The 21788-nt window shown below is 41.3% G+C and carries 23 protein-coding genes; 22 read left to right on the forward strand and 1 reads right to left on the reverse strand.

The features are described 5' to 3' along the window. Positions 1-90 precede the first annotated feature (90 nt). From ACZ47Z_RS07555 to ACZ47Z_RS07605, 11 genes are all read left to right on the forward strand, one after another. Entirely contained in the window at positions 91-1044 is a 954-nt protein-coding gene (locus tag ACZ47Z_RS07555; RefSeq protein ID WP_015529141.1) for a MurR/RpiR family transcriptional regulator, read from the forward strand. Between the two features lie 3 nt (positions 1045-1047). Further along, on the forward strand, positions 1048-2283 hold the full coding sequence (locus ACZ47Z_RS07560) for a BaiN/RdsA family NAD(P)/FAD-dependent oxidoreductase (protein ID WP_196021616.1): 1236 nt from the start codon (positions 1048-1050) through the stop codon (positions 2281-2283). A gap of 99 nt (positions 2284-2382) precedes the next feature. After that, complete coding sequence (cmk, locus tag ACZ47Z_RS07565) at positions 2383-3042, forward strand: (d)CMP kinase (protein WP_015529143.1); 660 nt, start codon at positions 2383-2385, stop codon at positions 3040-3042. A gap of 20 nt (positions 3043-3062) precedes the next feature. Then, positions 3063-3917 carry a 4-hydroxy-3-methylbut-2-enyl diphosphate reductase gene (gene ispH, locus ACZ47Z_RS07570; protein ID WP_055145579.1) on the forward strand — a complete coding sequence of 285 codons (855 nt, stop codon included), beginning with the start codon at positions 3063-3065 and terminating at the stop codon, positions 3915-3917. After that, the gene (rpsA, locus tag ACZ47Z_RS07575; RefSeq protein WP_020436604.1) at positions 3898-4974 is read left to right on the forward strand and encodes a 30S ribosomal protein S1; all 1077 of its coding nucleotides are present in this window, start codon (positions 3898-3900) and stop codon (positions 4972-4974) included. Before ispH ends, rpsA begins: the two co-directional genes overlap by 20 nt. A 197-nt stretch (positions 4975-5171) precedes the next feature. Beyond that, entirely contained in the window at positions 5172-6491 is a 1320-nt protein-coding gene (gene rsxC / locus ACZ47Z_RS07580) for an electron transport complex subunit RsxC (RefSeq protein ID WP_054751180.1), read from the forward strand. Positions 6492-6507: 16 nt separating this feature from the next. Then, the gene (locus ACZ47Z_RS07585; protein ID WP_020436606.1) at positions 6508-7440 is read left to right on the forward strand and encodes an RnfABCDGE type electron transport complex subunit D; all 933 of its coding nucleotides are present in this window, start codon (positions 6508-6510) and stop codon (positions 7438-7440) included. Next, positions 7440-8054, forward strand: a complete 615-nt coding sequence (locus tag ACZ47Z_RS07590; protein WP_054751181.1) for an RnfABCDGE type electron transport complex subunit G — start codon at positions 7440-7442, stop codon at positions 8052-8054. Before ACZ47Z_RS07585 ends, ACZ47Z_RS07590 begins: the two co-directional genes overlap by 1 nt. Then, the gene (gene rsxE, locus ACZ47Z_RS07595) at positions 8047-8763 is read left to right on the forward strand and encodes an electron transport complex subunit RsxE (RefSeq protein ID WP_015529148.1); all 717 of its coding nucleotides are present in this window, start codon (positions 8047-8049) and stop codon (positions 8761-8763) included. The genes ACZ47Z_RS07590 and rsxE overlap by 8 nt, the downstream gene beginning before the upstream one ends. 15 nt (positions 8764-8778) lie before the next feature. Next, positions 8779-9393 (forward strand): electron transport complex protein RnfA, encoded by a 615-nt coding sequence (locus ACZ47Z_RS07600; protein WP_020436608.1) that lies wholly within the window; start codon positions 8779-8781, stop codon positions 9391-9393. 12 nt (positions 9394-9405) lie between these two features. Further along, positions 9406-10203: an RnfABCDGE type electron transport complex subunit B gene (locus ACZ47Z_RS07605; RefSeq protein ID WP_055145570.1), complete on the forward strand. Its 798-nt coding sequence runs from the start codon at positions 9406-9408 to the stop codon at positions 10201-10203. Between the two features lie 76 nt (positions 10204-10279). Here ACZ47Z_RS07605 and ACZ47Z_RS07610 read toward each other — a convergent pair whose 3' ends face one another. Continuing rightward, positions 10280-11281, reverse strand: coding sequence for an FAD:protein FMN transferase (locus ACZ47Z_RS07610; protein ID WP_226865919.1), 1002 nt, complete (start codon positions 11279-11281; stop codon positions 10280-10282). A gap of 124 nt (positions 11282-11405) precedes the next feature. On the opposite strand from ACZ47Z_RS07610, the gene ACZ47Z_RS07615 reads away from it, so the two are divergent. The 11 genes from ACZ47Z_RS07615 to ACZ47Z_RS07665 all read left to right on the forward strand — a co-directional run bounded on the left by ACZ47Z_RS07615 (position 11406) and on the right by ACZ47Z_RS07665 (position 21766). Continuing rightward, positions 11406-11783 carry a NusG domain II-containing protein gene (locus tag ACZ47Z_RS07615; RefSeq protein ID WP_081016832.1) on the forward strand — a complete coding sequence of 126 codons (378 nt, stop codon included), beginning with the start codon at positions 11406-11408 and terminating at the stop codon, positions 11781-11783. Next, on the forward strand, positions 11773-12270 hold the full coding sequence (locus ACZ47Z_RS07620; RefSeq protein WP_020436611.1) for a Gx transporter family protein: 498 nt from the start codon (positions 11773-11775) through the stop codon (positions 12268-12270). Before ACZ47Z_RS07615 ends, ACZ47Z_RS07620 begins: the two co-directional genes overlap by 11 nt. Positions 12271-12321: 51 nt before the next feature. Then, the gene (ruvA, locus tag ACZ47Z_RS07625; RefSeq protein ID WP_020436612.1) at positions 12322-12930 is read left to right on the forward strand and encodes a Holliday junction branch migration protein RuvA; all 609 of its coding nucleotides are present in this window, start codon (positions 12322-12324) and stop codon (positions 12928-12930) included. Between the two features lie 47 nt (positions 12931-12977). Beyond that, on the forward strand, positions 12978-13976 hold the full coding sequence (gene ruvB, locus ACZ47Z_RS07630; RefSeq protein WP_015529153.1) for a Holliday junction branch migration DNA helicase RuvB: 999 nt from the start codon (positions 12978-12980) through the stop codon (positions 13974-13976). A gap of 74 nt (positions 13977-14050) precedes the next feature. Beyond that, entirely contained in the window at positions 14051-14461 is a 411-nt protein-coding gene (locus tag ACZ47Z_RS07635; RefSeq protein WP_005609966.1) for a cell division protein ZapA, read from the forward strand. A gap of 170 nt (positions 14462-14631) precedes the next feature. Continuing rightward, positions 14632-17046, forward strand: a complete 2415-nt coding sequence (locus ACZ47Z_RS07640) for a U32 family peptidase (RefSeq protein WP_464526028.1) — start codon at positions 14632-14634, stop codon at positions 17044-17046. Positions 17047-17058: 12 nt separating this feature from the next. Next, positions 17059-18687, forward strand: a complete 1629-nt coding sequence (locus tag ACZ47Z_RS07645) for an FtsW/RodA/SpoVE family cell cycle protein (RefSeq protein ID WP_464526029.1) — start codon at positions 17059-17061, stop codon at positions 18685-18687. A 37-nt stretch (positions 18688-18724) separates the two neighbouring features. Next, complete coding sequence (locus tag ACZ47Z_RS07650) at positions 18725-20074, forward strand: peptidoglycan D,D-transpeptidase FtsI family protein (RefSeq protein ID WP_227165219.1); 1350 nt, start codon at positions 18725-18727, stop codon at positions 20072-20074. A 14-nt stretch (positions 20075-20088) separates the two neighbouring features. Next, positions 20089-20442, forward strand: coding sequence for a hypothetical protein (locus tag ACZ47Z_RS07655; protein ID WP_020436616.1), 354 nt, complete (start codon positions 20089-20091; stop codon positions 20440-20442). Beyond that, entirely contained in the window at positions 20439-21368 is a 930-nt protein-coding gene (locus ACZ47Z_RS07660; RefSeq protein WP_464526030.1) for a DUF2953 domain-containing protein, read from the forward strand. The genes ACZ47Z_RS07655 and ACZ47Z_RS07660 overlap by 4 nt, the downstream gene beginning before the upstream one ends. A gap of 14 nt (positions 21369-21382) precedes the next feature. Beyond that, positions 21383-21766, forward strand: a complete 384-nt coding sequence (locus ACZ47Z_RS07665; RefSeq protein WP_015529160.1) for a GerW family sporulation protein — start codon at positions 21383-21385, stop codon at positions 21764-21766. Positions 21767-21788 lie beyond the last annotated feature (22 nt).

The following is a 21788-nucleotide window of genomic DNA, read 5'->3' on the forward strand; positions in this document are numbered from 1 at the left end:
CAAAGCAGAGGTATGACAGAACTCTTATCTATCTGTTGAAGCTGCTGGACGGACAATGAAATATTTAGGGATTAGGAAAAGTGTAAAAGAATGGAAACATCAGAACGCAATATTGAAGCGAATATGAATGAGCTGATCGGAAGGATCGAAGCAAAATATGAGAAGATGAGCAAGGGGCAGAAGCGCCTTGCAGAATATGTGAAAGAAAATTATGATAAGGCTGTATTTCTGACAGCGGCGCGTCTTGGAGAGATTGTGGGTGTCAGTGAATCTACGGTTGTACGATTTGCAACTCAGCTTGGATATAGGGGATATCCGGAATTTCAGAAAGCATTGGAAGAACTTGTCCGTAATAAGTTGAATTCAATCCAGCGTATGGAAGTGACCTATGGACGAATTACACAGAGTGAGATCCTTGAAACAGTTCTTCAGTCAGACATTGAGAAAATCAAGATGACCTTGTCTGCAATCGATCATAAGGCATTTAACTGGGCGATTGATACCCTTTTAGAAGCAAAGAGAATCTATGTTGTGGGAATCAGAAGCTGTGCACCACTTGCTTCTTTTATGGGATTTTATCTAAATCTTGTATGCGACAATGTAATTACAGTAAATACAAACAGTTCCAGTGAGATTTTTGAACAGATCATTCGAATCGGGGAAGGAGATGTGATTATAGGAATCAGTTTCCCAAGATATTCGATGAGAACATTGAAAGCATTGGAATTTGCGAGCAATAGAAAGGCAAAAGTAATCACACTTACTGACAGTATCCATTCACCTATGAATCAGTATTCTTCCTGCAATCTGATCGCAAGAAGTGATATGGCATCTATTGTCGATTCACTTGTTGCACCATTGAGTGTGATCAATGCTCTGATTGTTGCAATCTGTATGAAAAAACAGAAAGAAGTTGTCTCGACATTAGAGACTCTGGAGAAAATCTGGGGTGAATATCAGGTTTACAGCGGAGAAGAAAGCAGCCAGGAAGGTGGCAGCGCAGGAACGAACGAGTCTTACAGACAGAATAAAGGAGAAGAATAGAGCATGAGTAATGTGATCGTAGTGGGCGGCGGGGCTGCCGGGATGATGGCGGCAGTTTTCGCTGCAAGAAATGGTCAGAATGTTCAGTTGCTTGAGAAGAATGAAAAGCTTGGGAAAAAGCTGTTCATTACAGGAAAAGGACGCTGCAATATAACGAATGCCGCTGATATAGAAGATTTATTTACGGCGGTGACAAGTAATCCGAAATTTTTATACAGTGGATTTTACAGTTTTACAAATCAGCAGGTGATCGATTTCTTTGAAAAACTTGGTGTGAAGACGAAAATTGAACGTGGAGAACGAGTTTTCCCTGTTTCAGATCATTCTTCTGATGTGATCGCAGCATTTTCAAGAGAGTTAAAATCATTAGGAGTAGCTGTTTCTCTTCACACAGAGGTGAGAGAACTACTTTGTGAACAGGATAAAGTGTGCGGGGTTTTATTAACTAATGGAAAGAAAATGAAGGCAGATGCTGTGATTGTTGCGACAGGTGGTATTTCCTATCCTTCTACGGGTTCTACAGGCGATGGATATCGTTTTGCGAAAGAAACAGGGCATAGAGTGACAGAACTCCTTCCATCACTTGTACCGATGGAAGTCAGACAATGGTATGCGAAAGAATTGCAGGGATTATCTCTTCGAAATATAGAAATTTGTATCACAGATGGGAAGAAAAAACTCTACGAAGAATTCGGAGAAATGCTTTTTACACATTATGGTGTAACAGGACCGGTTATTCTGAGCGCGAGCAGTGTGGTGGGAAAAACTTTAAGAAAAAAAGAACTTACACTTCATATAGACTTAAAACCGGCATTGAGTGAGGAACAACTTGATAAAAGAATCCTCAGAGAGTTTGATGCAAACCATAATAAACAGTATAAAAATTCAATCGATTCACTCTTTCCGGCAAAATTAAAGCCCGTTATGATAGAACTCTCGGAGATTGAACCTGAGAAAAAAGTGAATGAGATTACAAAAGAAGAACGACAGAGACTGGTTCATCTGATCAAGGATTTTACAATGACATTGACAGGGCTTCGCGGTTATAATGAAGCAATCATTACAAAAGGCGGAGTATCTGTAAAAGAGGTTGATCCAGGAACAATGGAATCAAAAAAAATGAAAGGATTATATTTCGCCGGAGAGGTGCTTGATCTTGATGCAATGACCGGAGGATATAATCTTCAGATTGCGTGGTCAACAGGGTATCTTGCCGGAATTAACGCAGGATGTGATTGAAAATTTTACTGGGGAATGTCTGAATCCTGTGACAGGAAGAATAGATATTACTGTTAGATTTGAAAATGGAATGTAGAAAGAAAAGATGGAGAAATAAAAATGGGATATAATGTAGCAATCGATGGACCGGCAGGGGCAGGGAAAAGTACAATTGCAAAGCAGGTTGCAAAAGAAAACGGATATATTTATGTAGATACCGGCGCAATGTACCGTGGATTGGCCATTCACTTTCTGAATCTTGGAATTGATCCAAAAGATACAGAAAAGATTATAGAGGCCTGCAAAGATGTGGAAGTAACGATTGGTTATGAAAGCGGAATCCAGCAGATTTATGTAAACGGAGAGAATGTTACAGCAAAGCTTCGTACAGAAGAAGTTGGAAATATGGCTTCTATGACATCTGCGATTCCGGAAGTCAGAGGAAAACTCCTGGAACTTCAGAGAACGCTTGCAAGAGAGAAGGATGTGATCATGGATGGAAGAGACATTGGTACCCATGTGCTTCCAGATGCAGATGTAAAAATCTATCTTACAGCAAGCGTAGAAATCAGAGCAAAGAGAAGATATAAAGAGCTTGTTGAAAAGGGAGTACAGTGCGATCTGAAAGAGATAGAGAAAGATATTGAAGAAAGAGACTACCGTGATATGACAAGAAAGATCGCGCCACTGAAAAAAGCAGAGGATGCGATACTTGTTGACAGTTCGGATATGACACTGAAAGAAGTTGTAAACACGATTTCCAGATATTGTCATAGATAAATTTGCAGGAGTTGGATAGAATGAAAGTAATAAAGGCGAAATCAGCTGGATTTTGTTTCGGCGTTAAGCGTGCAGTGGATACAGTTTACGAACAGGTGAAAGAGAATCAGAATCTTCCGATCTATACGTATGGTCCGATTATCCATAATGAAGAAGTGGTGAAAGATCTGGAGCAGAAAGGTGTGATCGTCCTTCGCAGCGAAGAAGAGCTGGATACACTGGAAAGGGGAACTGTTATTATCCGCTCTCATGGGGTGGCAAAAGATGTGTATGACAGATTGGAAAGTAAGAAAATCCAGATTGTAGATGCTACGTGTCCATTTGTTAAGAAAATCCATAATATCGTGCAGAAACACAGTGAGATGGGCGAGAATATTATTATCATTGGAAATCCGGAACATCCGGAGGTTCAGGGAATTAAGGGCTGGGCAGGAGACCATGTAGAGGTCTTTCAGACAAAGGAAGAAGCAGAAAATTATTCTTGTGAGCAGGGGAAAAAGATTTGTATCGTTGCCCAGACGACATTTAATTACAATAAATTTAAAGAATTAGTTGAAATTCTTGAAAAAAAGAGTTATGATGTAAGTGTTTTAAATACAATCTGTAATGCTACGAAGGAGCGCCAGACAGAAGCGCAGAGCATAGCAGAGACGGTGGATGCTATGATCGTTATTGGTGACAAACATAGTTCCAATACCCAGAAGTTATTTGAAATATGCCGCAAAGCATGTAACAATACGTACTATATACAGACACTTGGCGATTTGGATTTGAATCAATTAGGGTCAGTGGAAACGGTAGGTATTACAGCAGGGGCATCCACGCCCAACAATATAATTGAGGAGGTTCAAAATAATGTCAGAATTATCTTTTGAACAGATGTTAGAAGAGTCATTTAAAACAATTCACAATGGAGAGGTTGTCGAAGGTACAGTAATCGACGTGAAACCGGATGAGATTATCCTGAACATTGGATATAAAGCAGACGGTATCATTACAAAGAGCGAATATTCCAACGATCAGTCTCTTGACCTTACAACAGTTGTATCCGTAGGTGATACAATGACAGTTAAGGTACTGAAAGTAAATGACGGAGAGGGTCAGGTTCTTCTTACATATAAGAGACTGGCTGCAGAAAAAGGAAATGAGAGACTGCGCGAAGCATATGAAAACCACGAAGTGCTGAAAGCTACAGTTACACAGATTCTTGGCGGCGGTATTTGTACAACAGTTGATGAAGTAAGAGTATTTATCCCGGCAAGCCTTGTTTCCGATTCTTATGAGAAAGATCTCAGCAAGTATGAAGGACAGGAAATCGAATTCGTAATCAGCGAGTTCAACCCGAGAAGAAACCGTGTGATCGGTGATAGAAGACAGCTTCTTGTAGCAGAGCGTGCTGAGAAGCAGAAAGAGCTGTTCGCGAAACTCAATGTTGGTGATACAGTAGAAGGAACTGTTAAGAATGTAACAGATTTCGGAGCATTCGTTGACCTTGGTGGTGTTGACGGACTTCTTCACATCTCAGAGATGTCATGGGGAAGAGTTGACAATCCGAAGAAAGTATTCCATGTAGGAGATACACTGAAAGTTCTTGTAAAAGACATTCATGATACAAAGATTGCGCTCAGCCTGAAATTCCCAGAGACAAATCCATGGGTAAATGCAGCAGAAGATTTCGCTGTAGGTACAGTAGTTACAGGAAAAGTTGCACGTATGACAGACTTTGGTGCATTCGTAGAACTTGCACCGGGAGTTGACGCACTTCTTCATGTATCCCAGATTTCAAGAGCTCATGTTGAGAAACCATCTGATGTTCTTGCAATCGGACAGGAAATCACAGCTAAGATCGTTGATCTTAACGAAGCAGAGAAGAAGATCAGCCTGAGCATGAAAGCTCTTGAGGCTGACAACGCTGGAGAGACAGAGGAATAAGATATAAATTATTTTTTAGAAGAACCTGCCATTGGCAGGTTCTTTTTCTGTTAAAAATTCGACAAGATGTATAGCGAAAGATACAAGAATTATTACATATTTGCTAGATTTTCAGAGCGCATTCTAGTAAAATAAGTATTACAAAATTAAAATATTATTGTTGTAATGACAATGATAAAAGAAAGGAAGGAAATGAGATGGGGCTTTTGACATTTAAAGGCGGAATCCATCCAGATGATGGAAAACGTTTTTCAAAGGATCAGCCGATCAGACCTGTAGTACCTCAGGGTGAACTGGTCTATCCACTTTCACAGCATATAGGAGCACCGGCTAAACCGGTAGTTAAGAAAGGCGATTGTGTGCTGAAAGGACAGTTGATTGCTGAAGCGGGAGGATTTGTATCTTCTCCGATCTATTCATCTGTCTCCGGTAAAGTGAAAGGATTGGAACAACGTTTTAATCCAACTGGATCCCAGGTGGAGTGCATTGTTGTAGAAAACGATGGAGAGTATAAGGAAGTTGAATATGAACCGGTAAAGCCTTTGGAAGAGATGACAAGGGAAGAAATCATTAATAAGATTGGAGATGCCGGAATCGTAGGAATGGGTGGTGCAGGATTCCCTACAAAGGTAAAGCTTTCTCCGAAGGAACCGGATAAGATAGAATATATTATTGCAAACTGTGCTGAGTGTGAACCTTATATCACTGCAGATTACAGAAGAATGCTCGAGTATACAGAAGATCTTGTCAGCGGAATGAAGGTCATCCTTTCTTTATTCCCAAATGCAAGAGGTGTTTTTGCTGTAGAGGATAACAAGAAAGATTGTATTGAAAAGTTACAGAAAGCAGTTTCCGGCGATCCAAGAATTGATGTGAAAGCATTGATGACAAAATATCCACAGGGGGCAGAACGTCAGTTGATCTATGCAGTGACAAAACGAGCAATCAATTCTACCATGCTTCCGGCAGATGCAGGATGTATTGTTGATAACGTGGAGACTTTGATTGGAATCCACAATGCGGTAATCAAAGGAAAACCGTTGATGGAACGTGTTGTTACAGTGAGCGGCGATGCAGTTGAAAAACCAGGAAACTTTATGGCTCCTTTTGGAATAAACCACAGAGAGCTGGTTGAGGCAGCAGGAGGTTTGAAAGCGGAACCGCAGAAACTGATCTCCGGAGGACCGATGATGGGATTTGCCATGGTGACAATGGATGCACCGGTTACAAAGACTTCTTCCTCTATTCTGCTTTTTAAAGAAGACGTTGTGGCAAAGAGTCTTGAGACTGCATGTATTAACTGTGGAAGATGTGTGGAGATCTGTCCAAGCAGAATTATTCCATCCAGACTTGCAGACTTTTCAAAGAGAAAAGATGAGGCATCTTTTGTTGCATGGAATGGATTGGAATGTGTGGAATGTGGTTCCTGCAGTTATGTCTGTCCGGCGAAACGTCAGCTGAAACAGGCAATTGGTTCAATGCGTAAGACAGCATTGGCGAATAGAAAGAAGAAATAAGAGAGGTTGAAGTAAAGTGAACGAGAAATATAACGTATCTTCTTCGCCGCATATCCGTGATAAAGTGACAAGCAGCAACATTATGCTTTATGTTGTGATCGCACTTCTTCCGGCTACATTTTTCGGAATCTGGAATTTCCGTCATGAGAATGCCTGGATTCTTGTAGTTGTTACAACGGCAGCGGCTGTTTTATCTGAGTATCTTTATGAAAAATTAATGCATAAGCCAATTACGATCAATGATTTCAGTGCGGTTGTAACAGGACTTCTGCTCGCATTGAATCTTCCTCCGACACTCCCGTGGTGGATGGGTGTGCTTGGTGCAGTATTTGCTATCATTGTTGTGAAACAGTTGTTTGGAGGACTTGGACAGAACTTCATGAACCCTGCATTGGGAGCACGTTGTTTTCTGCTGATCTGTTTTGCAGGAAAGATGACTTATTTTGTTTACGACGGAGTGACAGGACCGACTCCTCTAGCAGAACTGAAAGCAGGAGAAACAGTGAATACATTGTCTATGCTTCTCGGAAATATCAGAGGAACAATCGGAGAGACTTCTGTAGTTGCAATTATGATCGGTGCAATGTTCCTGATTCTTATGGGTGTAATTGATCTTAGAATTCCTGGAACTTACATTGTGACATTTGTGATTTTTATCACATTGTTTGGAGGACATGGATTCGATCCTCAGTACATCACAGCGCATCTTTGTGGTGGTGGTCTGATGCTTGGAGCATGGTTTATGGCAACAGATTATGTAACATCTCCGATCACGAGCAAAGGAAAGATCCTTTTTGGAATCTGTCTTGGATGTCTGACGGGTCTGTTCCGTCTTTTTGGTGGATCAGCAGAAGGAGTTTCCTATGCGATCATCATCAGTAACCTTTTAGTTCCATTGATCGAGAAGGTTACTCTTCCAAAACCATTTGGTAAAGGAGGAGAGAAGTAATGAATAAAATTGTTAAAAACACGTTGATTCTGACAGTAATCACTGTTGTTGCAGGTCTTCTTCTCGGAGTTGTATATGGTGTGACAAAAGATCCGATCGCTAAAGCACAGGAGGAGGCAAAACAGGAAGCATTTCGTTCTGTTCTTTCAGATGCAGAGACATTTGAATCGGATACAGAATTTGATGCTGATGCAGCTTCTGCTCTTCTGAAAGAAAATGGATACACTTCAGATGATATTTCTGAGGTGGCTGAGGGAAAAGACGCTTCCGGTGAGACGGTTGGTTATGTCGTAAATGTTACATCACATGAAGGATACGGCGGAGACATTGATATTTCTGTAGGTATCAGGGAAGATGGAACAGTAACAGGTATTGAGATGCTCAGTATCAGTGAGACAGCAGGTCTTGGAATGAAAGCTAAGGAAGCAGATTTCAAAGATCAGTTTAAAGATAAGAATGTAGAAAAGTTTACATATACAAAGACAGGAGAGTCAGGAGATGACATGATCGACGCCATCAGTGGTGCTACGATCACAACCAATGCTGTGACAAATGCAGTAGACTCTGCACTTGTATATTTTCAAAATGAGTTAGGAGGCGGAAGTAATGAATAAATGTACAGAACGGCTGTATAATGGCCTTGTAAAAGAAAATCCGACCTTCGTTCTTATGCTTGGTATGTGTCCTACACTTGCGGTTACAACATCTGCGATCAACGGTGTTGGTATGGGACTTTCTACAACAGTTGTATTGATCATGTCTAACATGTTGATTTCTATGTTGAGAAAGATTATTCCGGATTCTGTCAGAATGCCGGCATTTATCGTTATTGTTGCTTCTTTCGTAACAATTGTACAGTTCCTGATGGAAGGATTCGTTCCAAGCCTTTATGATTCACTTGGACTTTATATTCCTCTGATCGTTGTAAACTGTATCATCCTCGGAAGAGCAGAAAGTTATGCTTCAAAGAATCCGGTTCTTCCTTCTATCTTTGATGGAATCGGTATGGGACTTGGATTTACTGTGGGTCTTACAGCAATCGGTATTGTCAGAGAACTGATCGGTGCAGGTAAAATCTTTGATATCCGTGTTATGCCGGAATCTTACGAGCCACTGACAATCTTCATCCTTGCACCGGGAGCATTCTTTGTCCTTGCAGGTCTTGTTGCTTTACAGAATAAAGTAAAGAACAATATGGCAAAGAAAGGAAAGAAGGTTCCGGAGACAGTCGGATGCGGAGAAGGCTGTGCAAGCTGCGGGAATGCTTCATCCTGCAGTGGAAAGATCTTCCCGACAGGCGAAGAAGACGCAAAGAACGAATAAAGGAGGGGACAGAAAGTGAAAGAATTATTATTAATTGCAGTTGGTTCAGCATTTGTAAATAATGTTGTCCTGAGCCAGTTTCTTGGTATATGTCCGTTCCTCGGTGTATCCAAGAATGTGAAGACTGCTGCCGGAATGGGTGGAGCGGTTGTATTCGTTATTACGATCGCATCTTTTGTAACTGGATTGATCTATAAGTTTATTCTCGGAAATCCAAATATCATGGGAGGAGAATTATCTTACCTGAATACGATTGTATTTATTCTTGTTATCGCAGCACTTGTACAGTTTGTAGAGATGTTCTTAAAGAAAGCGATGCCATCATTATACAATGCGCTCGGTGTATATCTTCCGCTGATCACAACGAACTGTGCAGTTCTCGGAGTAGCACTGACAAACGTACAGAATGGCTACTATGATGACATGAGTGCAGGTATTGGACTTCTCACAGGTGTCGTAAATGGATTTGCTACAGCTGTCGGATTCCTTGTATCAATTGTGCTGATGGCCGGAATTCGCGAGAAGATTGAATACAATGATATCAGTGAGTCATTTCAGGGGACTCCGATCGTGCTTGTTACAGCAGGACTGATGGCAATTGCATTTTTCGGATTCTCGGGATTAATTTAGGAGGAAGAGCAAATGAGTATGACAGGAATTATTTTGGCGGCAGTAGTCGTCGGTGGAACCGGTTTATTCATCGGTGTTTTCCTCGGAATCGCAGGTAAGAAGTTTGCTGTAAAAGTAGATGAACGTGAAGAAGCGATTTTAGGCGTTCTCCCGGGAAATAACTGTGGTGGATGCGGTTATGCAGGCTGTTCAGGACTTGCAGCTGCAATCGTAAAAGGTGAAGCAGAAGTCAGTGGATGTCCGGTTGGTGGGGCACCTGTTGCTGCAAAGATCGGTGATATCATGGGTGTTGCAGCAGGCACACAGGAGAGACAGACCGCTTTTGTAAAATGTGCCGGAACCTGTGAAAAAGCAAGCTTGGATTATGACTACACAGGTATTCAGGATTGTACGATGGCAAGCATGATGCAGAATGGAGGAGCAAAGGGATGTAATTCAGGATGTCTTGGATTCGGTTCTTGTGTTGCTGCCTGTCCATTTGATGCAATTCATGTAGTAGATGGAATTGCTGTTGTTGACAAAGAAGCATGTAAAGCATGTGGAAAATGTATTGCAGCATGTCCAAAACACCTGATCGAGCTGATTCCATATGAGCAGAAGACATTTGTACGCTGTAATTCCAATGCAAAAGGAAAAGTACAGCTGACAATCTGTCAGGCCGGATGTATCGGATGTCGTCTCTGTGAGAAGAACTGTGAAGCAGGAGCAATCACTGTAACGAATTTCCTTGCACATATCGATGCAGATAAATGTACAGAGTGTGGTGTTTGTGTAGAAAAATGCCCGAGAAAGATTATTACGTTACGTTAATAATACGACAGGATTTTATTGAAAAAAGAGATCAGAAAAGGAAGCTGAAGATTTAAAATGATCAGCTTCCTTTTCTTTAGTTATCAATATCAGTGATTAAATCGACAGAGTCACTGCTTTTATAAATCGTATTGTCATCGGTAATAAATACAGCCTCTATATTATCCATACTTCGGATAAGTTTTAATCCTTCATCCAGTCCAAGCGCATAACAGGTTGTGCTTAAGGCATCCCCGTCAACCGATTTGTCAGAGATGATTGTGACCTGGTTTAAGTTATTTTCTATTGGATATCCTGTAGAAGGGTCAAGGATATGATGGTAAATCTTTCCGTCTTTCTTAAAGTACCGTTCGTAATTTCCGGAAGATACGATGGACTTATCAGATACCGGAAGAACCGCCATAACTGTCCCGTCTTCTGCAAATGGTTTCTGGATACCGATCCGGAAGTTGGAACCATCCGTTTTTCCACCGAGTGTCAGTATGTTACCACCGAGATTGATATAGGCATGTTCTATTCCTTCTTCTACAAGATAATTCTTTACCTGATCTGCAATATAGCCTTTGGCGATACCACCCAGATCAATCTTTGCATAAGGATCTGACATGGTTACCGTTGTTCCGTTGACCTCTATAGTTTTATAATTGATATGAGTAACTGCTTCGGACAGCTGCTCTGCGTCAGGGATGCTATGATCCGCATTATCGTGAAAATTCCAAAGATCACTGGCAGAAGCGATTGTGATATCAAATTTTCCTCCGGAAAGATCCCCATAATATTTTCCAAGTTTAATTAAATCAGCAGTTTCTTTCGATACAGAAACGGAGGCACCTTGTGCCTGATTGATCTGACTGATTTCACTGGAATCGATCGTAGGACTTAAGAGTTGTTCATATTTCTCACAGATATCTTTGCAGCCATCCATGATCTTAGAATCTGCTCCCCAGACTTCAATCTTAACAACGGTGTCGAAATAGGTTCCTGTCATAGAAAGCGACTGTGACTGATCTTTTGTGGAACATCCGGTCAGCAGAAAAGAAAATGTAAGGAAACAAGCCAGTATTTTTTTGTGTTTCATAAAATCTCCGTTCTTAATATAAATGAATGATGTGTTTATTATAACGAGGTTTGAATAAAAATACAATCGAACATGTGGTTGCATTCAAAATATGGTTGTGCTATGATGAATTAGCAAAACCATTATGGAAGAAAGATGGTGCGGAATGAAGAAGAATGACTGGATACTTGCAGCAGCTATTTTTTTTGTAGCTGTTTTAACGATTGGTTTACAGCTTTTAAAAACTACAGATGAATACAGTGAAGTAGAGATTCAGGTAAATGGCGAGTTGTATGGAAGATACCGCTTGGAACAGGATCAGGAAATTGATGTAAATGATAAGAATAAAGTACTCATAAAGGACAGAAAGGTTCGTATGGAAGATGCTGACTGTCCGGATCAGATTTGTGTAAACCACAGAGCAATTTCAAGAGATGGGGAAAGTATAATCTGCCTGCCGAATCAGACTATAGTAACGATCCGTGGCGGAGAGGAACCGGAGGTGGATGAGATTGCACGGTAGAAAAGTAGCGATATTTGGCGTATTTACAGCATTGGCATTGATTTTTAGCTATGTGGAACTTTTGATTCCGATTAATTTCGGAATACCGGGAGCAAAACTTGGTCTGGCGAATCTTATGACAGTTCTTGTTCTGTACAAGATGGGGATAAAAGAGGCACTGGCACTTTCCGTGACAAGGATTATTTTATCGGGCTTCATGTTCGGAAATCTGTTTGGTATTCTATATAGTTTATCAGGAGGACTTTTGAGTTTCCTTGTTATGGTTCTCCTTAAGAAATCAGACAGGTTCAGTGTTGCCGGAGTCAGTATTGGTGGAGGTACAGCACATAATATCGGGCAGCTTCTTGTTGCAATGGTTGTTGTACAGACATATCAGGTGGGGTATTATCTGCCGGTTTTGTTAGTGGCAGGAGAAGTGACCGGGCTGCTGATCGGACTTGTGGCAAAAGAAGTTTTAAAAAGGATCCAGGGAATTTCTCTGGTATAATTATTATGGAAGCGTTGCGGTTTTGGTGCAGCGGGAAAAGGATAGAGGAAGATGATATCATATATTAGAGGTGAACTGGCAGCAGTCCAGGAGCAGAAAGCGATTGTGGAAGCGGGTGGAATCGGATACGGAATTTATATGTCGCAGCAGACATTATCCATGCTTCCGGCAGTTGGGGAAGAAGTGAAAATTCATACATATCTCAACGTGCGTGAGGATGCAATGCAATTATATGGATTTCTAACAGGCGAAGATCTTCAGGTTTTCAGACTGTTGATCGGTGTCAGCGGGATCGGACCGAAAGCCGGGTTGAATATTCTTTCCTGCCTTTCTCCGGATGAACTTCGTTTTGCCGTGCTGGCCGGAGATGTAAAAACAATTTCATCAGCTCCTGGAATTGGGAAGAAGACCGCGGAAAAGCTGATTCTGGAGTTGAAAGATAAGATGAGCATTGAGGATGTTCTGGAACAGGCAGCACATGGCAGTGAACAGTCAAAAGAAATTGAGGCGACAGATACCGGAATGCAGGCGGAAGCGGTACAGGCACTGACAGCACTTGGTTATGGAAGTGCAGAGAGTTTACGTGCAGTGAAGAAGGTATCTGTTGATTGTGCGAGTGTAGAAGATCTTTTGAGAGAAGCGTTAAAGAATCTGCTCTGAACAGTTACAAAATTTGAAGTAAAGAGTTATGAAATGAGAGGTCGGTTATGGCGAAGAGAATTATAACGACAGAGAATCTGGAAGAAGACAGTAAGATAGAGGGACAGTTAAGGCCGCAGCTTTTATCAGAATATATTGGACAGGAGAAAGCAAAGAAGACGCTTAGTATTTATATAGAAGCAGCGAAAGCAAGGGGCGAAGCACTGGATCATGTGCTGTTTTACGGACCGCCGGGGCTTGGTAAGACAACACTGGCAGGAATCATAGCGAATGAGATGGGTGTAAATATGAAGATTACTTCCGGACCGGCAATAGAGAAACCAGGCGAGATGGCTGCAATTCTGAATGGTCTGCAGGAACATGACGTATTATTCGTGGATGAGATTCACAGACTTAACCGTCAGGTGGAAGAAGTGCTTTACCCGGCAATGGAAGATTATGCGATCGACATTATGATCGGAAAGGGACCGGGAGCAAGGTCTGTTCGTCTGAATCTTCCCAAATTTACGCTGGTTGGGGCAACAACAAGAGCAGGAATGCTTACAGCACCGCTCAGAGACCGTTTTGGTGTAGTGCATCATTTGGAGTTATATAATGAAGAAGAGTTGAAGACGATCATTCTGCGTTCTGCACATGTTCTAGGTGTAGAGATTGAAGAAGAAGGTGCTATGGAACTTGCCAGAAGATCAAGGGGAACACCGCGACTTGCGAACCGTCTGCTGAAAAGAGTGCGTGACTTTGCACAGGTTAAATATGATGGTGTAATCACAAAAGAAGTAGCAAATTATGCATTGGATCTTCTTGACGTGGATAAATTCGGATTAGATCATATTGATCGTAACATTCTGATCACAATGATTGAGAAGTTCCAGGGAGGACCGGTAGGACTTGAGACACTTGCCGCATCGATTTCAGAAGATGCAGGCACATTAGAAGATGTTTACGAACCGTATTTGTTGAAAAATGGATTCATTCAGAGGACTCCAAGAGGTCGTGTTGTAACAGAATTAGCTTACCAACATCTTGGAATTCCGAGAGAAGTATAGAAATTCTGAAAAAATAGTTGGTTTTTGAGGATAAATAGTCTATAATAGAAGAATAGAAACTCGAGGAGGAAGCTATGAGTTCAGCAAAACATTTTACAGAAGTATTAATCGGAGGAAAAGTCTATACTCTCAGTGGCTTTGAAGGAGAAGAGTATCTGCAGAAAGTATCTTCCTATCTTAATCATAAAATCACAGAATGTACGAACAGTGAAGGATACAGAAAACAGAGTGCAGACACAAGGAATGTCCTTCTTGCACTTAATATTGCAGATGATTATTTTAAAGCAAAGAAACAGGGAGATTCCCTGGAAAGCGATATCGAGCTCAAAGATAAAGAGATGTATGATCTGAAGCATGAATTGATTTCAGCCCAGATCAAACTTGAGAATGCTGAGAAAGAGCTTGCAAAGATGAAAGAAGAGAATAATGACCTTCAGATGCAGATTGTTAAGCTCGAGACAGAGATGAAAAACCGAAGAAGGTAAATGAGAAAAGCTGTCACTTTGGCAGCCTTTTTCATTTACGCGAACAACGAGCCAAAGTCCGTGCTTGCACGAGACCTTGGCGACTGTCGCGATAACTTGAGAAACTCGCGGAGCGTGTTTCTCATAGATTATGTGAACATAATAATAAAGAGAAGGATAATGACAGAAGAATGAGAAAAGACCGACAGGTGGAGATTCTGGCTCCGGCGGGATCCTTTGCATGTTTTCAGGCAGCAATGAATGCAGGTGCAGATGCCGTTTATGCGGCAGGAGCACGTTTTGGAGCAAGAGCATATGCAAACAATTTTACACAGGATGAACTGATCGAAGCAATTGAGCGTGCTCATATTTATGGGAAGAAGTTTTATCTTACAGTAAATACATTATTAAAAGATCATGAGATTGCAGAGCTGTATGATTATCTGGCACCATTATATGAGAAAGGTTTGGATGCGGTGATCGTTCAGGATACGGGTGTATTCCAATTTATCAGAAGCAATTTTCCGGATCTTGATATCCATGCGAGTACACAGATGACAATCACTGGTGCGGCAGGAGCGAAGTTTTTAGAGAGTCAGGGGGCGGCAAGAGTTGTCCCGGCAAGAGAGCTTTCGTTGGAAGAAGTTCGACAGATTCATGAAACAACGGACCTTGAAGTAGAGTGTTTTGTTCATGGAGCACTTTGCTATTGTTACTCCGGACAGTGTCTGATGAGTAGTGTGATCGGCGGCCGAAGTGGAAATCGTGGTCAATGTGCACAGCCATGCAGACTTCCTTATACAGTAGATGGTCAGAAGAAATATTTTCTTAGCCTGAAGGATATCTGTACGTTGGAATTAATTCCGGAACTGGTTGAAGCCGGGATTGACTCATTTAAGATAGAAGGACGCATGAAGAAACCGGAATATGTGGCAGCAGTAACAGCTATGTATCGGAAATATGTGGATTTATATTTGAAAAAAGGGAAAAGTGGTTATGCGGTGAAACCGGAAGACCGCGAAAACCTGATGGATCTTTATAATCGCGGTGATTCAGATACCGGATATTATAAGCAGCATAATGGAAGAGAAATGCTGGCACTGGATCGTCCGAATCATGCCGGAGTAGCAGCAGCCAGATGTCTGTCGCAAAATGGACGTGAGGTCACAGCTCAGGCTTTGACAGATCTGCATGCACATGATGTTCTTGAAATCGGTAGCGGGAAAGATAATTATACACTTGGCAAGAAGATCATAAAGGGAGAAAAGTTACGTTTTCTTGTGCCGAAGGGGATGCGTTTCAAAGAAGGCTTTGTTTTTAGAAGAATCCGAAATGAAGAACTGATTGAGAGTTTGGATCAGAAATACAGGAAAGAAGACCGGCAGGAGGAGATTTACGGATTTTTGAGCCTTCAGGTTGGATATCCGGCATCTTTTACGGTCTGCTGCAGGGAATTTTCTTATACAGCATATACAGAACATGCAGTTGAACGTGCACAGAAGCGCCCATTGGAGGAAGAGAGAATTCGCACACAGCTTGCGAAGACAGGCGGTACGCTATTTTTCCTGAAAGATCTGGAAATATCTATGGATCAGGATGCATTTCTTCCGATGCAGCAGCTGAATAGTTTAAGAAGAGCAGCACTGGATGGATTGAGAAGAGAGATCGCAACTGCTTTTTACAGGGAATGTAATCCTTCAACGACACAGGTAGAAACATTTAAAGAAGAGACAGGAAATGGAAATCTGAACAGATATTCTGTGTTTATTGAAACAGAGGAACAGTTAGAGACCGTGTTCAGCTTTTTGAATCAGAAAGAGGAACTTTATGGACAGGGAACTCAAAGGATTGGCCGGATTGCATTAGATTTCCGGTTGTTTGGCACAGGTTTTTCAGACACACATGTCAGAGACAGGATTGATTTTTGGAGAAAAAGCGGAGTTGAATTGTATCTGGTATTTCCACATATTTTCAGAGAGAATGCGCAGGAATGGTTTGGAAGACAATTTGAAAACTTTAATCAATTGCCAATTGACGGCGTTGTTATTCGAAATTTTGAAGCTTTCTTTTTCTTAAAAGAAAGAGGATTTGACAAAAAGATTATATTAGACCATAATCTATATATCTTTAATCAGTATGGCAAAGAATTTTGGAACCAGCAAAAAGTTGAGGATTTTACAGCTCCGTTGGAGCTTAACAGCAGAGAACTAAGAGAACTTGATATCAGAAACGGTGAACTTCTTGTTTACGGAAGAATTCCGGTTATGGTATCTGCACAGTGTATTGAGAGAACAACTTCAGGCTGTTCTAAGAAACCGGGAGTACGAGTGCTTCAAGACAGAAGAGACGAAAAATTCTTTGCGCGTAACTATTGTGATCTCTGTTATAATGTGATTTATACGGAAAATCCGATCAATCTAAGACAGGAATGGGACAGAGTGAATGAATTGTATCCAAAGATGCGTCGTATCCAGTTTACTCTGGAGGATAAAGAACAGACAGAAACAGTTCTGAATACATTTTTCTTAACAGATGAAAAAACTGTTGCCAGAGGAAAAGAAGATACAGATTTTACAACAGGACATTTCAACAGAGGAATTATTTGAAGCAGGTGAAATATGGCTAATATTATTATTCAGGTATCCAAATACCTTATCATCATCTTGATGGCGGCATATACTTTTTCCTGTTTTTCAATCTTTACGAGAAGTTATGAAGATGAGGAAAACAAAGTATTGATCCGTCAGGATGTACTTCTATTTATGATACAGATCACTGCATTTATTGCAATGTATTTTGCAACGCAGGATCTGAGGATGATGTTCATATATGGTGCACTGGCAGTGATTGTGATGGCAGTCATCTTATTATACAATCTGATCTACCCGAATGTTTCGAGACTGGTTGTCAATAATATGTGTATGTTGATCACAGCGGGAATGATCATGATCACAAGGCTTTCCGCACAGAGTAAGTCTCCTTATGGAATTGCAATCCGTCAGCTGGCATTTGTTGTTGTTGGTATTGTTTTTGGTCTTATTGTTCCGGTTCTGATCCGGAAGATGACTTTCCTGGAGAACTGGACTTATGTCTATGCAGCAGTTGGAGGAGCAGCACTTCTTATCGTTGCATTGTTTGCAGCAACACTTGGAGGAGCAAAGCTGAGTTTCAATATTGGACCTGTGAGTCTGCAGCCTTCTGAGTTTGTTAAGATTCTGTTTGTATTTTTTGTAGCAGCAAGCCTGAATAAATCGACAGAATTTAAGAATGTTGTTGTTACGACTGCGATAGCGGCAGCACATGTTCTGATCCTTGTATTGTCAACGGATCTGGGAGCTGCATTAATCTTCTTTATTGTGTATCTGATTATGCTATATGTTGCGACAAGGCAGCCGTTATATGCAATTGCAGGTGTGGCAGCGGGGTGTGGAGCTGCAGTGATTGGATATCATCTGTTTTCCCACATTAAGGTCAGAGTTGCGGCATGGCAGGATCCGTTTGCAGCTTATAGCGAAGGGGGATATCAGATCGCCCAGTCGTTGTTTGCGATTGGAAGTGGCGGCTGGTTTGGAACAGGGTTATTCCGTGGTCAGCCGGATACGATTCCAGTGGCAGAGACGGATCTGATCTTCTCTGCAATGACAGAAGAAATGGGACTGATTTTTACACTGTGTCTGATCCTTGTATGCGTCAGCTGTTATGTGATGTTTTTGAATATTGCGATGGAATTGCGTAATTTCTTCTATAAATTAGTAGCACTTGGTCTGGGAACCTGCTATATTTTTCAGGTATTTCTGCAGATCGGAGGAGTGACAAAGTTCATTCCGTTAACCGGAGTAACACTTCCATTCGTCAGTTATGGTGGAAGTTCTCTGTTAAGTACGATGATCATGTTTGGGATTATTCAGGGACTCTACATTGTCAGAGAAGATGAAGAAGCAGAAGAAGAGCATCAGATTGAGATGCAGCGCGCAAGACAGAGAAACCGCAGCAGGCAGAATGAAAGACGCCGCCAGAGCAGTTCGAATGCAAAATCAGGAAGATCCCGTCAGGATGGACGTGACAGACGAAGAGAATATGATGGAGATAACAGAGACAGAGCAAGACAAAGAGAAAGGGATTTAAGAAATGAATCGGGAAGAACGACCGGTAAGAAAACAACAAAAAGCAGACCGAGATTCGAGGATGTCCCGGAACAGCGGCAGCAAAGACAGCGGAGAACGCGTTCGGAACAAAGAGTTCGCTAGAGTCACTTACTTTTTCGTGATTCTCTTTATCGCGTTGATGGGATATCTTGTATATTTTATGGTCGTGCGGGCAAAACTTGTAGTGAACAGTCCATATAATCAAAGACAGGATGCTTATGCAGATACGATTATACGAGGAAGCATTGTTGATAAGAATGGAAATGTGCTTGCACAGACAGCCGTTGGGGATGATGGATCAGAGACGAGAGAGTATCCTTATGGAGAAGTGTTTGCTCATGTGATCGGATACAGTGATTCCAAACTTGGAACTACGGGCCTGGAATCGGTAGAGAATTTTGAGCTTCTGACATCAAATGCATTCTTTCTTGAAAAACTGCAGAATGAATTCAGTGAAAAGAAGAATCGAGGAGATACAGTTGTAACAACATTGGATGCAAATCTGCAGCAGGCGGCTTATGATGCGCTTGGATCAAACAAAGGTGCGGCAATCGTAATGGAGGCGAGTACGGGAAAGATTCTCGCCATGGTTTCCAAACCGGCATATGATCCGAATAATATTTTAAGTGACTGGTCAGAATTGAATTCAGATGAAGAAAACAGTCCGCTGTTGAATCGTGTGACACAAGGATCTTATGCTCCAGGATCGACGTTTAAAGTGGTTACAACACTTGCTTTTATGCGTCAGAACAGTGATTATCCGAATTATACATATGATTGTAATGGAGAGATTTCACAGGGAGATATTACAATTCACTGCTTTAATGGAAATGCACATGGCTCAGAGGATCTGAGAAGTTCCTTTGCAAATTCCTGTAATTCATCTTTTGCCAATATTGGTCTTGGCCTGGATCTGACGCAATACCGTCAGACGGCGGAAGATTTATTGTTCAATAAATCGCTTCCGGGTGTACTGAATGCAGCGAAGAGCTCTTTTGCACTGGATCAGAATTCCAGTGAGGGAGAAGTAATGATGACGGCAATGGGACAGGGAAAGACAACCGTAAGTCCATATCATATGGCACTGATTGCCGAGGCAGTGGCGAACGGTGGAACCATGATGCAGCCATATCTTGTGGAAAGTGTGACGAATTATACGGGCTCCCAGATACGAAAGAATGTTCCGAAAAGTTATAAGAAGGTCATGACATCGGATGAAGCTGCACAATTGAAAGAGTATATGACAGCTGTTGTAGAGGAAGGAACAGGATCTGTCTTAAAAGGAAGATCCTATACTGCTGCAGGAAAAACGGGAACAGCAGAGTACAGTATGTCAGATGGAGAAAAGACACATTCCTGGTTTATGGGATTTACAAATGTGGATAATCCGGATCTGGTAATCAGTGTGATCACAGAAGGTTCGGATGGAAGTTCCAGCGGAAAAGCAGTGGCAATCGCCGGGGATATTTTAGACGCCTATTACAACTAATGGGAGGAGAAAAGATGCAGACAAAATTTTTCTGTGATTTATATGTCAGCGAAGGCTGGGAAGAGAAAAAACTGAAATTAATAAAAAAATTGCAGAAAAATAAACTGCAGCCTTCTGTCTATGTAATTACGCTTTCACAGGGAAAGCAGAACCATTTAGAATATTATTCGTCGCTTCTTTTAAAGCAACATATATTTGACAATGCATCTTTATTTATTGTTGGAATTGCGAATGGGTATGATGGCGCATTGAGTCTGATCGAAAGGATTGCGGAAGAAGCATATGAGAAGACGGGAGAGGTAAACTTGAGAAAGTTCCTTTTGGATCGTCAGGAAGAGTTTGAGAAAAAGGAGATTCGAAGCGTATGATACATATCCTGTTTCTTATACTGAAAATAATTGGATGGATTCTTCTTTTTTTGCTCGTAATTTTACTCTTACTGATTTTAACAATCTTGTTTTATCCGGTGAAATACAGATTTTCTGCAAAAGGGGAGAATACACTTGATACCCTTGTGGCATATGGAAAGGTCAGTTGGCTGTTTCATCTGATTTCCGGATCAGCGTCTTATGAACATGGAGAATTAAAGTGGAAGCTTCGTCTTGCCTGGAAGAAATTTGACAGTTCGGAAGAGGAACAAAAGGAAACGTCAGAGAAGCCGGTGGTTTCTGAGCCGTTGGAAAAAGAACCTTTGGAAGGTAAGAAGACGGAAGTAAAGAATAATCCACCGGAAAAAGATGTGAAAATTGCGAAAGCATCAGAAAAAGGGACAAAGATAGAAAAAGAGCCAGGGATAGAAAAAGAATCAGGGACAGAAAAGACGAAAGTTCGAGAGGAGCGCAGGTCCGAAAACGTACAGACGGAATCTAAATTGAAAAAAATCAAATATACATTTCAGAAACTCTGTGGTACTATAAAAAAAGCAGGAGAGAAAAAAGAATTTCTGACCGCTTTTTTAACTTACGAGAAACATCAACGGGCATTCGAGGCAGTGAAGAAAGAATTATGCCATCTGTTACATGTTCTGAAGCCTAAAAAGCTTCAGGCGAATGTTACATTTGGATTCAGTGATCCTTCCTGGACAGGATATATGTTAGCTTTTCTGGGGAGCATTTACGGACTGATTGGTGAGTATGTTCAGATTCAGCCGGATTTTGAAGAACGAAAGCTGGAGGGAAATGCATCTGCAGAAGGGAAGATCCGGGTTATTTACTTTGCTGTTCCTGCATGGAAGCTATTCTGGAATAAAGATGTGAAGATTACCTACAAACACATTAGAAAATATATAAAATGAGAGGAGTCAGGATTATGGCAGACGGAAACAAATTTAAAGAAACAGTAGAATCACTCTTTCAGGGAATGGACAGCGTTGTTTCATCAAAGACAGTTGTCGGAGATGCGATCCATATCAATGGAACAATCATTCTTCCATTGGTAGATGTCTCTTTTGGTATTGGAGCAGGTTCTTTTAACGCTGAAAAGAAAGACAGAGCAGGCGGTGGAATTGGTGGAAAGATCACACCGAGTGCTGTGATCGTTATTCAGGATGGAAAGACGAAACTTGTGAATATCAAGAATCAGGATACAATTACAAAACTTTTGGATATGGTACCTGATGTGGTAGACCGTTTTACATCAAAAGATGAAAAATTAACAGAAGAAGATGTAGCAGATATTCTGGATGCAGAATAAAATAGTTACTAGAATATAGAAA

This window comes from Mediterraneibacter faecis, assembly GCF_055383675.1.

Excerpts from the sequence above, each read along its gene's own strand:
- ACZ47Z_RS07555 (WP_015529141.1), top strand. The coding sequence starts at position 91 with ATGGAAACATCAGAACGCAATATTGAAGCGAATATGAATGAGCTGATC.
- ACZ47Z_RS07560 (WP_196021616.1), top strand. The coding sequence starts at position 1,048 with ATGAGTAATGTGATCGTAGTGGGCGGCGGGGCTGCCGGGATGATGGCG.
- cmk (WP_015529143.1), top strand. The coding sequence starts at position 2,383 with ATGGGATATAATGTAGCAATCGATGGACCGGCAGGGGCAGGGAAAAGT.
- ispH (WP_055145579.1), top strand. The coding sequence starts at position 3,063 with ATGAAAGTAATAAAGGCGAAATCAGCTGGATTTTGTTTCGGCGTTAAG.
- rpsA (WP_020436604.1), top strand. The coding sequence starts at position 3,898 with ATGTCAGAATTATCTTTTGAACAGATGTTAGAAGAGTCATTTAAAACA.
- rsxC (WP_054751180.1), top strand. The coding sequence starts at position 5,172 with ATGGGGCTTTTGACATTTAAAGGCGGAATCCATCCAGATGATGGAAAA.
- ACZ47Z_RS07590 (WP_054751181.1), top strand. The coding sequence starts at position 7,440 with ATGAATAAAATTGTTAAAAACACGTTGATTCTGACAGTAATCACTGTT.
- rsxE (WP_015529148.1), top strand. The coding sequence starts at position 8,047 with ATGAATAAATGTACAGAACGGCTGTATAATGGCCTTGTAAAAGAAAAT.
- ACZ47Z_RS07605 (WP_055145570.1), top strand. The coding sequence starts at position 9,406 with ATGAGTATGACAGGAATTATTTTGGCGGCAGTAGTCGTCGGTGGAACC.
- ACZ47Z_RS07610 (WP_226865919.1), bottom strand. The coding sequence starts at position 11,281 with ATGAAACACAAAAAAATACTGGCTTGTTTCCTTACATTTTCTTTTCTG.
- ACZ47Z_RS07615 (WP_081016832.1), top strand. The coding sequence starts at position 11,406 with ATGGAAGAAAGATGGTGCGGAATGAAGAAGAATGACTGGATACTTGCA.
- ruvA (WP_020436612.1), top strand. The coding sequence starts at position 12,322 with ATGATATCATATATTAGAGGTGAACTGGCAGCAGTCCAGGAGCAGAAA.
- ruvB (WP_015529153.1), top strand. The coding sequence starts at position 12,978 with ATGGCGAAGAGAATTATAACGACAGAGAATCTGGAAGAAGACAGTAAG.
- ACZ47Z_RS07635 (WP_005609966.1), top strand. The coding sequence starts at position 14,051 with ATGAGTTCAGCAAAACATTTTACAGAAGTATTAATCGGAGGAAAAGTC.
- ACZ47Z_RS07640 (WP_464526028.1), top strand. The coding sequence starts at position 14,632 with ATGAGAAAAGACCGACAGGTGGAGATTCTGGCTCCGGCGGGATCCTTT.
- ACZ47Z_RS07645 (WP_464526029.1), top strand. The coding sequence starts at position 17,059 with ATGGCTAATATTATTATTCAGGTATCCAAATACCTTATCATCATCTTG.
- ACZ47Z_RS07650 (WP_227165219.1), top strand. The coding sequence starts at position 18,725 with ATGGGATATCTTGTATATTTTATGGTCGTGCGGGCAAAACTTGTAGTG.
- ACZ47Z_RS07655 (WP_020436616.1), top strand. The coding sequence starts at position 20,089 with ATGCAGACAAAATTTTTCTGTGATTTATATGTCAGCGAAGGCTGGGAA.
- ACZ47Z_RS07660 (WP_464526030.1), top strand. The coding sequence starts at position 20,439 with ATGATACATATCCTGTTTCTTATACTGAAAATAATTGGATGGATTCTT.
- ACZ47Z_RS07665 (WP_015529160.1), top strand. The coding sequence starts at position 21,383 with ATGGCAGACGGAAACAAATTTAAAGAAACAGTAGAATCACTCTTTCAG.